This is a genomic window from Uniformispora flossi (genome assembly GCF_049534875.1).
Classification (GTDB): domain Bacteria; phylum Actinomycetota; class Actinomycetes; order Streptomycetales; family Streptomycetaceae; genus Yinghuangia; species Yinghuangia aomiensis.
In genome coordinates, this window is sequence record NZ_JBMULZ010000014.1 from 44,167 (window position 1) to 57,324 (window position 13,158).

The window sequence follows — 13,158 nt, forward strand, 5'->3', positions numbered from 1 at the left end:
AGGCGTCCCGTCCGGGGACGACCAGAACGACGTAACCTTCTATTCGTGAACACTAGTTATCGTAACCAGCTAGCGTCAATAGCTGGTTAGAACGGGATGGCATGTCCGAGCACGACCGCGCAACCGACACCGGCCCCGGGACCGAGACTCCCCCTGCGACTCCCCCTGAGGCTCCCGCAGCGACTCCCCCGGGGGCGGCCTCCGAGGACGCCGCCCCCGGCGCGCTCCGGCTCGTCGAGGACTTCGTCAACACCTTGAGCGTGGAGACGGGCACCGAGACACTGACCGACCCCGCCGCGCTCGCCGCGTGGCTGACCACGTACGGCCTGCTCCCGGACGGCGCCCCCGCCGAGCAGGCCGGACTCGACCGCGCCCGGATCGTCCGCGAAGGCCTGCGCGCCCTCCTCGCCGACCACAACGCCACCGGCCCCACCCCCGACGAGCCCGACGGCGACCCGTACGCCCAAGCCCTGGCCGCGCTCGACTCCGCCGCCCGCGAACTCCCGCTCGTCTTCGACCCGTATGCCGACCCGCCGCGCCTCGCCCCGGCGACGTCCGGCACCGTCGACGCCGCCCTCGCCCGGCTCCTCGGCCACGTCGCCGAAGCCGCCGCCGCGGGCACCTGGGTGCGCATGAAGGCCTGCCGCATGTGTGCATGGGCGTACTACGACCATTCCCGGAACCGGTCGCGCGCCTGGTGCTCGATGGCGCTCTGCGGCAATCGCGCCAAGGCGAAGGCCTTCCGCGACCGCACCCGCTGACCGACCGGCGCCGCCGCCGCAAAGCACGCCGCAAAGCACGCCGCAAGCCCGCCCCAAGCCGGCGACGAACCATGCGACGAGCCACCGCCACGTCCGAAATCCGCCAGTCACCTGTCCGTGCGACGACGCATGATGGACAGGTGCTCGACACTTTCACCGCTCGTTACCAGGCCATCAGCAGCCGCGACTCCCGGTTCGACGGCCGCTTCTACACCGCGGTCTCCAGCACGGGCATCTACTGCCGCCCGAGCTGCCCCGCCCGGACCCCGAAGCCCGAGAACGTCTCGTTCTACGGCACCGCGGCGGCCGCCCAGGCCGCCGGATTCCGCGCCTGCAAGCGGTGCCGCCCGGAAGCCAGCCCCGGCTCGCCCGACTGGGACATCCGCGCCGACCTGGTCGGCCGCGCCCTGCGGCTCATCGCGGACGGCGTCGTCGACGAAGGCGGCATCGGCGCGCTCGCCCGGCGGCTCGCCGTCTCGGAACGGCACCTGCACCGCCAGATGGTGGGCGAGGTCGGCACCGGCCCGCTCGCCCTCGCCCGGATGCGCCGCGCGCAGACCGCGCGCATGCTCCTCGAAGCCACCGACCTGCCGGTCACCCAGATCGCGTTCGCCGCGGGCTATTCGAGCGTGCGCCAGTTCAACGACAGCATGATGGAGGCGTTCGGCTGCGCCCCGCGTGAACTGCGCCGCCGCCACCGGCCGGCCGGGCCGGGTGCGGACGGCGAGGGCGACATCGTGCTGCGCCTCCAACACCGCCGCCCGTACGCCGACGGCCCGCTGGTCGCGTTCCTCGCCGCGCGCGCCATCGGCGGCGTCGAAGAAGTCACCACCGACGAGGACGGCCGCGTCGCCTACCGGCGCAGCCTGCGCCTGCCGCGCCGCACCGGTATCGCCACCATCACGCCGCACCCGGACTCCGGGTTCGCCACGCTGCGGCTGCGACTGGAGGACCTCCGCGACCTCACCGCGGCCGTGCAGCGCTGCCGCCGGCTGTTCGACCTGGACGCCGACCCACAGGGGGTCGACGATGCGCTCGGCGGCGATCCGCTGCTGGGCCCGCTCGTCGCGGCCCGGCCGGGGCTGCGGGTGCCGGGGCATGTCGACGGGTTCGAGTTGGCGGTGCGCGCGGTCCTCGGGCAGCAGGTCACCGTCAAGGGCGCGCGGACGCTCGCCGAGCGGCTCGTCCGCAAACTCGGCTGCCCCCTGGCCGCGCCGGACGGGACTCTGACGCACATGTTCCCCAGCGCCGAGCAGGTCGCCGCGGACGACCTCGACGGGATCGGCCTGACCACCGCCCGTGCGAAGGCGCTGCGCGGCATTTCGCAGGCCGTGGCGGACGGCGCGGTCGTCCTCGACCCGGGCGCCGACCGCGAGGAGACCGAGCGCGGGCTGCTGGCGCTTCCCGGTATCGGCCCGTGGACCGCGTCGTACATCGCTATGCGCGCACTCGGCGATCCGGATGCGATTCCCGTGTCGGACCTGGGAATTCGCCAGGCCGTGGCCTCACTCGGCGCGGACGGCGACGCCAAGGCCGTGGCGCGGCAGGCGGAGCAGTGGCGTCCGTGGCGCGCCTACGCCGCGATGCACCTGTGGACCCACCTGTCCGCGCCTGCCGCCGCCACGAAAGACACGAACCAAGACCAAAACCAAGACCAAAGCCAAGACCGGGACCAGGGCCGGGATCAGGACGCCGCGCGCCCGTTGGCGTCGTCGTAGGCGTCGCGCGCGGCCATCAGTTCGGGCAGGTGTGTCATCGCCCATTCGCGGCATGCCGCGATCGGCCCGAGCAGGGAACGGCCGAGGCCGGTCAGGGCGTACTCGACGCGCGGCGGCGTTTCCTCGTACGCGGTGCGGGTGATCATGCCGTCGCGTTCGAGTGCGCGCAGCGTGTCCGTCAGCACTTTCGGGGTCACGCCGCGCAGCGGCACCTTGAGTTCGGAGAAGCGGCGCGGCCCGTCGGCCAGGCACACGACGACCAGGCCCGCCCACTTCTCGCCGATGCGGATCGGCATGCCGCGCGCGGGACATCCCGGGGCGAACATGTCCGCGGTGAGCGGCGGCAGCGGGGCCGCGGCGTCGAACGGCGCGGCGTCGGGCGCGAATCCGCGGCCGTCCGCGGCGGGGGCGATGTCGAGCATGAACCGAAACTAGCCCACGGACCCGCGTCGCGGTGCCCGGATTTCCGGCCGGTTCCGGATCGGAATCGTGCAGGTCGGCGCCGGTATCGTTGCGGTAACCGGCACCTGCGCGCTTAGCGTGCGCGTCGTTCGGCCGACGAAAGGTCGGCGTAGAAGGACGGAGTGCAAACCATGGCAAAGATCGTGGTGTTCGGAGCGGGTGGACGTGCCGGGCGCAAGACCGTCGTGGAGGCGGCCGCGCGCGGGCATCAGGTGACGGCGGTGGTCCGCGATCCCGCCAAGTACGCGGACCTCGCCGCCGCGGCCGCGGGCGTGACGGTGGTCGCGGGCGACGTGACCGACGCGCTGTCGGTGGCGGAGTCGGCCGCCGGGCACGATGCGGCGATCAGCACCGCCGCGCGGATGGATGTGCCCGCCGACGAGTTCTTCACGGCGGCCGCCCGCGCGCTGGCGGACGGGCTGGCCGCCGCGGGCGTGACGCGGCTGGTGGTGGTGGGTATCGGCACGACGCTGGAGGTGACGCCCGGCGTGCCGATCTACGACACCCCGGAATTCCCGGCGGACTTCCGGCCGTTCTCGCTCGGCCACGCCGCGGAACTCGACGTGCTGCGGGCGACGGACGAGCGGCTGGACTGGCTGGTGCTGGCGCCGCCGCCGGTGGTCCTGGACGACGAGGGCCCGAAGACGGGGGCCTACCGGTTCGGCGACGAGCGGGTGCCGGAGAACGCCGGCGAGTCGTTCGCGTATGCCGACCTCGCGGCTGCCGTGGTCGACGAGGCGGAGAACCCGCGGCACCACCGCGCGTTGGTGGCCGTCGCGTCCTGACCAGAGCCTCGGCCGCGTGCGCCGGCGACCCCGCGGAATAGCCGCCTCCGGACCACCGTTATGTTGATTGTTCAACAAACTTGGAGGTGTCATGACCACCGCGAACACGACCGCACGCGGCATCGCGTCCGTCGCCGACCGGCGCATGCTCGGCCCGGACGCGCAGGTCGACGCCAAGGCGCTGGTCCTCGAACCGGGCAAGTGGGGGCGCCACGACCCGTTCCTGCTGCTCGCCGAGGACTGGTTCAGCACGGTCGGCTTCGACTGGCACCCGCACCGCGGGCAGGAAACCGTGAGCCTGGTCCTCGAAGGCGAGCTCGAGCACCGGGACAACCGCGGCGGCCACGGCGTCCTCGGCGAGGGCGACGTGCAGTGGATGACCGCGGGGAGCGGGCTGTTCCACGCCGAGAAGGCCCACGAAGGCAAGCCCGTCCACATGCTGCAGCTGTGGATCAACCTGCCCGCCGCCCACAAGATGGACGAACCGCGCTACCAGGATCTGCGCGGCACGGCCGTCCCGGTGCGCCGCGAGGAAGGCGTCGAGGCGCGCGTCTTCTCGGGCCGCTCCGGCGACGTGACGGGACCGGCGGTCAACGTCGTGCCGATCACCATGGTCGACGCGACGCTCTCCTCCGACGCCGCGTTCACCCAGGAAGTACCCGGTGACCAGAACGGGTTCGTGTACGTCCTGACCGGCTCGGGCCGGTTCGGCCCGGACGCGGTGCCCGCAACGGCCGGCCAGGTCGTCCACCTCGCTCCGTCCACCGGCACGGACACCGCGGACGAACTCCGGGTGGCCGCCGACGGCGAGGGCCTGCGCTTCGTCCTGTGGACCGGCCGGCCGGTCCGCGAACCGGTCCAGGCCTACGGCCCGTTCGTCATGAACACCCGCAGCGAAATCGCCCAGGCGGTCGAGGACGTGCAGTCCGGCCGTTTCGGTGCGATCCCCGAGGACTGACCCGGACGGTCCCGGCGACGGCTCGGCAGCTCCCACGGGAGTTGCCGAGCCGTCGTGCCTCGGCACCCGGCCACGCCCAGCGGCGGCCGGTCACACCGCGGCCAGGGCAGTCCTCTGCGACTCCACGTCGCCCAACGCCTCCACCGCCGCCGTCACCGCGCCCTCCCTCGCCGCCAGCAGCGGCAGGCGCACCGCGGCGCTCCGGATCTCGCCGCGCGCCCGCAGGACCCCCTTCACCACCGCGGGGTTCGGTTCGGCGAACAGCCGTGCCGACAGCCGCACGAGGCCGCTTCCCAGGGCACGCGCCCGCGGCACGTCGCCGCTCTGCCACGCGTCCACGACGTCCACGAAAGCCCGCGTGGCAACATGCGCGGACGCCAGAATCCCGCCCGCCGCGCCCAGCGCCAGCAGCGGCCCGAGGAGCACGTCGTCACCGGCGAGCACCGCGAAACCCTCCGGCGGATCGGACAGCAGGTCCATCGTGTCCCCGTCCAGCACGCCGACCGCGTGCTTGATCCCCGCCACCCCGGGCAGCGCGGCCAGGCGGCGCAGCGTGGCCGCGGACAGCGGACGGCTCGTCCGGTACGGCACGTGGTAGACGATCAGCGGCACCGGGCTCGCTGCGGCCAACGCGGCGAAATGCGCGACGACGCCGTCCTCCGACGGCCGCGTGAAGTACGGCACCGTCACCAGCGCCGCCTCCCTTGCCCCGCTTCCGACCTGTCCGAGCGCCGCAAGTTCCGCGGCCGCCTTGCGCGTGTCGTTGGTGCCGACGCCCACGGACAGCACCACACCGCGTTCGCGTGCGACGCGTCGGCAGGTGGTCACGATCGCCGCGCGCTCGCCGGCGTCCAGGCTTGCCGCTTCGGCGGTGGTGCCGAGGGCGACGAGCCCGGCGGCCCCGTTGTCGGCGACCCGGTGCGCCAAGCGCTCCAGGGCATCGAGATCGACGGTGGCGCCGTCGCCGGAAAACGGGGTGATCAGGGGAACGTGAATGCCACGCAGATCCAGGTCCATGCGTCGAGCCTGCGCGCTGCGGAACCAGTAGGTCCAGTTCGCAATTGTGTACGTGAGCGTAAGCTGAACTGATGCTTGATGTCCGTCGCCTGCGCCTGCTGCGAGAACTCGCCCATCGGGGCACGATCGCCGCGGTCGCCGACGCGCTGTCGTACACCCCTTCGGCGGTATCGCAGCAGCTGTCCGCGCTCGAACGCGAAGCCGGAGTGCCCCTTCTGGAGCGGACCGGGCGGCGCGTGGCGCTGACCCCCGCCGCGGCTGCCCTGGTCGCGCACACCGACGCGGTCCTGGACCGGCTGGAGCAGGCCGCCGCGGAACTCGACGCGGTACGCGGCGGCCCCGCGGGCCCCCTCCGCATCGGCGCGTTCCCGTCCGCGGTGCAGGCGCTGCTCCCCGGCGTGCTCGCCCGGCTCGCCGCGGAGCACCCGGCCTTGGAACCGCGCGTCGCCGAACTGGACCCGGCCGCGGCCACCGACCGGCTGCGTGCCGGAGAACTCGACGTCGCGTTGCTGCACCGCTACGACTTCGCCCCGGCCCCCGCGGCCTCCGGCGTGCAGACCGAGGCGGTGCTGACCGAGACCCTGTACGCGGCCGCGCCCGCCGACGCCCCCTTCCCGCCCGACCGCGGCGGGAACGCCGACGACCTGCGGCGATGGCGCGACGCCGGGTGGATTCTCGCCACGCCCGGCACGCTGTGCCACACCATGACCGTCCGCGCTTGCGAAGCCGCCGGATTCACGCCGAAGGCCCGGCATTCCGTCGACGATTTCGCGGCCGTGCTGCGGTTGGTCGCGGTCGGCCAGGGGGTGGCGCTCGTTCCGGAGCTGGCCGTCGCCGAAGGGACGTCCGCGAACGTCGCCCTCACCGCGCTGCCGCTGCGACGGCACACCGAGGTCGCGTACCGCCGCGGCGCCGGGGCCCACCCGGCCGTCCGGGCCTTCACCACCGCGCTGGCCGCGTCCGCCCCCGCCGCGCTGCGTCCGGCTGCCGCCGACGCCGGGCTGCCCGGCGAGGGCTGACCCCGACCCGCCGAGCACCACGCGGCGGTCAGCCGCGGACCAGATGCCTGCTGATCACCACGCGCTGGATCTGGTTGGTGCCTTCGACGATCTGCAGGACCTTCGCCTCGCGCATATAGCGTTCGACGGGGAAGTCGGTCGTATATCCGTAGCCGCCGAAGACCTGCACGGCATCGGTGGTGACCCGCATCGCGGCGTCCGTGCAGAACAGCTTGGCCATCGCGGCTTCCTTGCCGAACGGCCGTCCGCTGTCCCGCAGTCGCGCCGCGGACAGGTACAGCGCACGGCCGGCCTCGACCGCGGTCGCCATGTCGGCCAACAGGAATTGGATGCCCTGGAGATCCGCGATGGGGGCACCGAACTGGCGCCGCTCCCGGGCGTACTCCACCGCGGCGTCCAGCGCGGCCTGAGCCACCCCGACCGCGCACGCGGCAATACCGAGGCGCCCGGAGTCGAGCGCGGACAAGGCGATCCGGAAGCCGATGCCTTCCTCGCCGATCCGCGACACGGCAGGCACCCGCACACCGTCCAGATGCACCAGGGCGGTCGGGGACGACCGCATGCCCATCTTGCGCTCGGGCGCACCGAAGCTCAGGCCGTCCGCGTCGGCGCGGACCAGGAGCGTGCTGACGCCGCGCGCGCCCGAATCACCGGTGCGGACCATGACGGTGTAGAAGTCGGCGACGCCGCCGTGCGTCGTCCACGCCTTGGTGCCGTCGACCGTGTACGCCTCACCGTCCGGATCGGCCACCGCGCGCGTGCTCAGCGCAGCCGCATCCGAACCGGACTGCGGCTCCGACAGGCAGTAGGCGCCCAGCAGTTCACCCGACAGCATGGCCGGCAGCTGCTCGGCGCGCTGCTCCGCCGTGCCGTAGGAGGCCATCGGGTAGCAGGCAAGGGTATGCACGCTCACGCCCAAGCCGACGGCCAGCCAGCCGGCGGCGAGTTCCTCGAGCATCTGGAGGTACACCTCATAGGGCTGTCCCCCGCCGCCGTACTCCTCCGGGTACGGCAGGGACAGCAGCCCGGCCGCGCCCAGCGTGCGGAACACGTCGCGGGGGAACCGCCCCGCCTCCTCGTCGCCCGCCGCCCGCGGGGCGACCTGCCGGGCCACGAGGTCGCGCGTCAGATCGAGCAGCGCTTCGGCTTCGTCGGTGGGGAGGGTGCGCGCGACGGTCATCGGTGCGTCCTTCCGTGGTGCCCGGGTACGGGTCCTTCGGTGACTGGTGCGACGGGTGCGCCGGACGGGATTGCCGCCTGGTGGTGCGATCGTACGAGAGCCCTGCTCGCCAAGGCCCGAACCGCGCGCCCGGCCCTGCGCTTTCCGCTGCCGTTCCGCGCCCCGCGGACACGGACCGCGTCGCCTGCGCAGCCCAGGGCCCGCACACCACCGTGCGGACCCCGGACCCCGGACCCCGGACCCGGCCGGGCCGCGCGGCCGCGGCCCTGCCGGATCAGACGACGATCGGCTCGTGCGGCCGGTGGTTGACCGGCTCGCCCGCGGTCTCGCCGCACACCACGATGTCCTCGATCCGGGCACCGTGCTTGCCCGGCAGGTAGATGCCCGGCTCGATGGAGAACGCCATGCCCGGCTCCAGCACGAGCTGCGAACCGGAGACGATGTACGGCTCCTCGTGCGTCTCCAGGCCGATACCGTGGCCGGTCCGGTGCACGAAGTACTCGCCGTAGCCCGCGTCCGCGATGATGTCGCGGCCGACCGCGTCGAGGGCTTCGGCGGTGATGCCGGGCCGCACCGCTTCCCGCTGCGCCTGCTGGGCGCGCTGGAGGACGGCGTAGTACTTCAGGTACTCCTCGGGCGCTTCCCCGACGACGTAGTTGCGGGTCTCGTCGGAGCAGTAGCCGTCTTCGGTCGTGCCGCCGATGTCGACGACGACGGGGTCGCCCGCCTGGATGACCCGGTCGGACAGCTCGTGGTGGGGGCTGGCGCCGTTCGGTCCGGAGCCGACGATGACGAAGTCCACCCGGACGTGGCCTTCGGCGATGATCGCGTCGGCGATGTCCCGGCCGACCTCGCGTTCGGTCCGGCCGGCGCGCAGCCATTCGGGCACCCGCGCGTGCACGCGGTCGATCGCCGCACCGGCATCGCGCAGCGCCTGGATCTCCGCGGGGCTCTTGCGCATGCGCATCTCGCGGAGCACGTCGCCCGCGAGCGTCTGCTCGGTGCCGGGCATGGCGCGGCGGAAGTTCAGCAGCTTCTCGGCCCACATGTGGTTGTCGACGGCGACCTTCGCGACACCGTCGGGCAGGCGCCGGGCGATGAGTGCGTAGGGGTCGTCCGTTTCGGCCCACCCGGCGATGTCGATGCCGAGCCGCGCGGCCGGCGACGCTTCCGCGGCGGGCTTCTCCAAGCCCGGCACGACCAGGAAGGCGTCCCCGGCCGCGGGGACGACCAGGCAGGTGAGGCGTTCCAGGGGCAGGGCCTCGTAACCGGTCAGGTAACGAAGGTCCGCGCCCGGGCTGATGAGAAGGGCGTCGACGCCGGCCTCGGCGGCCGCTTTGGCGGCGGTGGCGAGGCGGTCGGTGGGATACAAGTCCGTGTTGTGGCTCACAGGCCCAAGTTATCCCCCGCCGTGCCGGAACGGCCTGCTCAGAGGGATACCGCACCCGGCCGCGTCGCCCCGCGCCGGCCTTCGGCTCACCCCGCGGCGGCCCCGGAACGGGCGGTCATCGCGGCGGCGACGGCGTCCCACAGCGTGCCGCGGGCGCGCAGCGCGACGGTGACGGTGCCCGCGCACTCCCGCCACCGGCGGGCGTCGGTGCCGCACAGGTCTTCGAGCAGGCGCAGCGCCATGGGGCCGTGTTCGTCGCCGTCCACCTCGATGTGCCGTTGGAGGTATTCGCGGAACAGCCCGAAATCGCCGTCGCCGGGCGCGGGTTCGGCACCCGGGTCGCCCTCGTCCAGGACGTGTTCGAACATGCGCGGCACGAGTTCTTCCCGGCCGAGCGCGAACGCCGCGGCCACGCAGTGCAGGGGGGCGTGCTCGACGATCCGCCAGGTATGCCGGACGAACGCGGCCGCCGCGGGCGGCGCGCCGCACAGCTCGACGGCGTCCGGGACCGCGATCCCGTCGGCCAGCAGGTCGAGGAAGCAGCGCACGGCGGTCGTGTCCGCTCCGGCGGCGGCCATGGCTTCCAGGTACAGCTCGAAGTGGCTGCGCGGCCCCTTGCTGGTCAGGTCGCTCTCTTCGGTGAGCACGATCTCGTTGACCAGGCGCCGCGCCTCGGGGTTGCCGCGCGGCGTCCACGGGATCTCGACACACGTCAGCTGCCGTTGCAGGACGGTGAGCAGCGACATGAAGTCCCACACCGCGAACACGTGGTGCTCCATGAACACGCGCACGTCGGCGGGCTCGGCGAGCTGCCGGTACATGGGGTGCCGCAGCACCCGCCGCCGCGCGGGCGACGTCTCGCCCAGCAGCCGGGTCACCCGGGGCGGCGCGGCGAACACCGCCGGTTCGGCGTCCACGACCGCGGCCACCGCAACCATCCCGGCCGGGGCGCCGGCCGGCACCAGCACCCCGCCGCTGCCGCGTTCCGGCAGCGGGTCGGGCCCGACCGCCGAGCCCCACCGGGTCCCCGACGAGAAGTCGGCCCCGGCCGCCCCGGGCAGCCCGGCCGTTGCCGCCGAGCCGGTCGCGGGCACAGCGCCCGCTTGGATGCCCGACTGGATATCGCCGTACGCGTCCACAGCTGCTCCCCACGCTTGTCGGTCCGGCCCCTCGGGACATCGGGGCCGAGCCGCGAGCCGGGACGGGAAGGCCCGACGACGCCCCGACTCGCGACGCCCCGAACGTAGGTGCGCCCGTGGGCGCCCCTGGCCGGAATCCCCGAAACCCCCCGATTCCACCCGTTCCTCTGCCACGATGCGGTCCATCTGTGCCCGGTGGCGGCGAGGTGCGCATTCGGGGTGTGCGGCTCGCCGGTCGCGCGTCGGCAGCTCCGAGCGGGTTTTACGGGGCCTCCCGCCTGGCGAGAAAAGCTCTCGCGGACTGTACCGTCCGGACGGTACAGTTCTCCGTATGAAGCGTGACCTCCTCCTCGACGCCGCCGAGCAGCTGCTCGCCGAGCGCGGCACCTCGGCCTTGACGCTGGCCGCCGTCGCCGCGCAAGCCGGGGTCAGCAAGGGAGGCCTGCTGTACCACTTCGGTACGAAGGACGCACTGGTCAAGGCCCTCGTGCAGCGGCTCATCGACGAGTTCGACGCCGCCGTCGAGGCCCGGCGCGGCGCGGCCCGCGGGGACTACACGCGGGCGTACATCGACGCGACGTTCGAGATCGTCACCGCCGACGCCCCCGCGCGCCCGCGCCGACGATGGGCGGTCGTCGCCGCCGCCGCGACGGACGCGCAGTTGAGCGACCCGCTGAGCGCCGCCACGCGCCGCTGGCACCGCCGCCCCGACCACGAGGAGCTGGACCCGGTCACCGACCGCGTGGTCCGCCTCGCCGTGGACGGGCTGTGGGAAGCCATGGAGTACGACCCCGAACTGTTCGACGCCGCCGAGTGCGAGGAACTCCGCATCCGGCTCCACGCACTGCTCGACGAGGCCGGAACCCGCATCGGCCGCACGCCCGCCGCCGCGGGCACGGCCGTCGGCCGCGGCACCGCGGACCGCGGGCAACGCCCCGGCCACCCGCGCTTCGGCGTCGACCCCGGCGGTTCCGCACCCACCAGCGGCTGACGCCCCAGCGACGCTTCGTCACCACACCGGCACGGCGCATCCGGGCCGCCGAACGGTCCCGCCGCACTACGGCGCCGTCCGCGACGTCGGCCCGCGCATTCCGACTTCCGCCCGGTTCCGGGGCAGCTCCGGCCCGCCCCGGCCTCTTTCGCCTCACCTGCGCTACGTCCCCCGGAAGGGGCACCCCCATGGCAGCCGACCAGGCTTCCTCCGCGATATCCGACGACCTTGTATCGACCGTCGCGCCCGCGACCGACGTTTCGATCGCCGAACACCCGGCACCCGTTGCCGCCCCCGCCGCGTCCGAGACCGACGACGTCTCCGCCGTGGACAGCGTGCTGCGCCGGGCGCGATTCGGCACCGCGGGAACGTTCGCCCTCGCGGGCGCCCTCTGCGCGGTGTGGACGGTCCGCGTCCCCGCGCTGAAGGACAAACTCGCCGTGTCCGACGGACAACTGGGCTTGATCGTCCTGGCGTTCGGCATCGGCGGCATCGCCACGATGTCGCTGATGGGCCGCCTCGTGGCCCGCTACGGAAGCCGCGCCCTGCTGCGCATCACCGTGACGCTGTCCACGATTGCCGTCGCCGCGATCGGCTTGTCGCCCAACCTCGGTACCGCGGTGGCGGCGGGCTTGGCCTTCGGCCTGGTGTTCGGCATCACCGACGTCGCGATGAACACGCAGGCGTCGATCCTCGAACAGCGCTACGGCCGCCCGCTGATGGCCGGCATGCACGCCGGCTGGAGCCTGGGCGCGGTCACCGGCGGTCTCCTCGGCGCGCTGGGCGCGCGGGCCGGGCTGGACTTCACGCAGTCGGTGGTCATCGCCTCGGCCGTGGGTCTGCCGGTGGCGTTCTGGCTGCGCGGCACGTACCTGCCGGACACGCCGGCCACGTCCCGCGTGGTCGGCCGCGGCGACGAGTCGCCCGCGACAGCCGGTCCTACGGAAGCCTCATCGGCGAAGGCGCGCATCCGGCTGCCCTTGGGCGTGTACGTCGCCGGAGCCATCGCCTTCTGCGCGTTCATGATCGAGGGCGCGGTCGCCGACTGGTCCGGCCTGTACCTGCGCGACACCCTCGGCTCGGCCGAGGCCATCGCCGCACTGGCCTACCCGCTCTACGAAGGCGCGATGGCGATCGGCCGCCTCACCGGCGACCGCGTCACCGACCGCTTCGGCGCACGAGCGGTCCTGACCGCGTCGGGCGTGGCCACCGCCGGCGGCATGGCCCTCGCCGTGGCCGCGAACGGCACGGTGGCAGGGTTGGTCGGCTTCTTCCTCGTCGGCGTCGGCGTGTGCCTCGTCGTCCCGGTCGCGTTCTCCGTCGGCGGCGCCCTCGGCGGCAGCGACACCACCCACGCGGGCGCAGCCATCGCCCGCATCGGCACGATGGCCTACACCGGCCTGCTCCTGGGCCCGGTCCTCATCGGCTTCCTCGCGGACGGGACGACTCTGCGCGTGGGGCTTGGGGTGACGGTGGCCCTGGCACTCGCCGTCGCGGCCGGCTCCCGGTTGCTGCCGCGGGGATGGCACTTGGCCGGGAACACCCAGAACCACTGATCCCCGGTTACCGGGCCCTCCCTCCTCCGCCACCAGTCAGGGCATCGGCGCCGCGTCGAAGAGCCCTCCCCCGCCTCCTCCGCCATCGGGCCACCACCCCGACGCCCCCAGTTTCCCCAACCCCGCCTCTACCCCGCCGATTTCACCCCGCAAGTCTGTGGACAACCCGGATCACCACCCTC

The 13,158-nt window shown here is 73.5% G+C and carries 12 protein-coding genes; 7 read left to right on the plus strand and 5 right to left on the minus strand.

All coding sequences use genetic code 11. From position 1 onward, the window contains the following. Nucleotides 1-101 precede the first annotated feature (101 nt). Nucleotides 102-761 (plus strand): CGNR zinc finger domain-containing protein, encoded by a 660-nt coding sequence (locus ACPA54_RS26760; protein WP_423533928.1) that lies wholly within the window; start codon nucleotides 102-104, stop codon nucleotides 759-761. Between the two features lie 140 nt (nucleotides 762-901). Further along, a complete protein-coding gene (locus ACPA54_RS26765; protein ID WP_423533930.1) occupies nucleotides 902-2,479 on the plus strand; it encodes an AlkA N-terminal domain-containing protein in 1,578 nt (525 codons plus the stop codon). Here the strand turns inward: ACPA54_RS26765 and ACPA54_RS26770 are convergent. Further along, nucleotides 2,446-2,901: a winged helix-turn-helix transcriptional regulator gene (locus ACPA54_RS26770; protein ID WP_423533932.1), complete on the minus strand. Its 456-nt coding sequence runs from the start codon at nucleotides 2,899-2,901 to the stop codon at nucleotides 2,446-2,448. The genes ACPA54_RS26765 and ACPA54_RS26770 overlap by 34 nt on opposite strands. 171 nt (nucleotides 2,902-3,072) lie before the next feature. Between ACPA54_RS26770 and ACPA54_RS26775 the strand changes: the two genes are divergently transcribed. Next, nucleotides 3,073-3,726 carry an NAD(P)-dependent oxidoreductase gene (locus tag ACPA54_RS26775; protein ID WP_423533934.1) on the plus strand — a complete coding sequence of 218 codons (654 nt, stop codon included), beginning with the start codon at nucleotides 3,073-3,075 and terminating at the stop codon, nucleotides 3,724-3,726. Nucleotides 3,727-3,817: 91 nt separating this feature from the next. After that, nucleotides 3,818-4,684, plus strand: a complete 867-nt coding sequence (locus tag ACPA54_RS26780; RefSeq protein WP_423533936.1) for a pirin family protein — start codon at nucleotides 3,818-3,820, stop codon at nucleotides 4,682-4,684. Nucleotides 4,685-4,774: 90 nt separating this feature from the next. On the opposite strand, the gene ACPA54_RS26785 is transcribed toward ACPA54_RS26780, so the two are convergent. Further along, nucleotides 4,775-5,701 carry a dihydrodipicolinate synthase family protein gene (locus ACPA54_RS26785; protein WP_423533938.1) on the minus strand — a complete coding sequence of 309 codons (927 nt, stop codon included), beginning with the start codon at nucleotides 5,699-5,701 and terminating at the stop codon, nucleotides 4,775-4,777. 71 nt (nucleotides 5,702-5,772) lie between these two features. Between ACPA54_RS26785 and ACPA54_RS26790 the strand changes: the two genes are divergently transcribed. After that, nucleotides 5,773-6,720, plus strand: coding sequence for a LysR substrate-binding domain-containing protein (locus ACPA54_RS26790; RefSeq protein WP_423533940.1), 948 nt, complete (start codon nucleotides 5,773-5,775; stop codon nucleotides 6,718-6,720). Nucleotides 6,721-6,748: 28 nt separating this feature from the next. Here the strand turns inward: ACPA54_RS26790 and ACPA54_RS26795 are convergent, their stop codons facing one another. The 3 genes from ACPA54_RS26795 to ACPA54_RS26805 form a co-directional block, all read right to left on the minus strand. Continuing rightward, on the minus strand, nucleotides 6,749-7,900 hold the full coding sequence (locus ACPA54_RS26795; RefSeq protein ID WP_423533942.1) for an acyl-CoA dehydrogenase family protein: 1,152 nt from the start codon (nucleotides 7,898-7,900) through the stop codon (nucleotides 6,749-6,751). A 274-nt stretch (nucleotides 7,901-8,174) separates the two neighbouring features. Beyond that, nucleotides 8,175-9,290 carry a M24 family metallopeptidase gene (locus ACPA54_RS26800; RefSeq protein ID WP_423533944.1) on the minus strand — a complete coding sequence of 372 codons (1,116 nt, stop codon included), beginning with the start codon at nucleotides 9,288-9,290 and terminating at the stop codon, nucleotides 8,175-8,177. Nucleotides 9,291-9,376: 86 nt separating this feature from the next. After that, nucleotides 9,377-10,429: a DUF3050 domain-containing protein gene (locus ACPA54_RS26805; RefSeq protein WP_423533946.1), complete on the minus strand. Its 1,053-nt coding sequence runs from the start codon at nucleotides 10,427-10,429 to the stop codon at nucleotides 9,377-9,379. 331 nt (nucleotides 10,430-10,760) lie between these two features. Here ACPA54_RS26805 and ACPA54_RS26810 point away from each other — a divergent pair, with 331 nt between their 5' ends. Both ACPA54_RS26810 and ACPA54_RS26815 read left to right on the plus strand, forming a co-directional pair. Further along, complete coding sequence (locus ACPA54_RS26810) at nucleotides 10,761-11,420, plus strand: TetR/AcrR family transcriptional regulator (RefSeq protein ID WP_423533948.1); 660 nt, start codon at nucleotides 10,761-10,763, stop codon at nucleotides 11,418-11,420. Between the two features lie 188 nt (nucleotides 11,421-11,608). Beyond that, nucleotides 11,609-12,976, plus strand: coding sequence for an MFS transporter (locus ACPA54_RS26815; RefSeq protein WP_423533950.1), 1,368 nt, complete (start codon nucleotides 11,609-11,611; stop codon nucleotides 12,974-12,976). The last annotated feature ends 182 nt before the right edge of the window (nucleotides 12,977-13,158 follow it).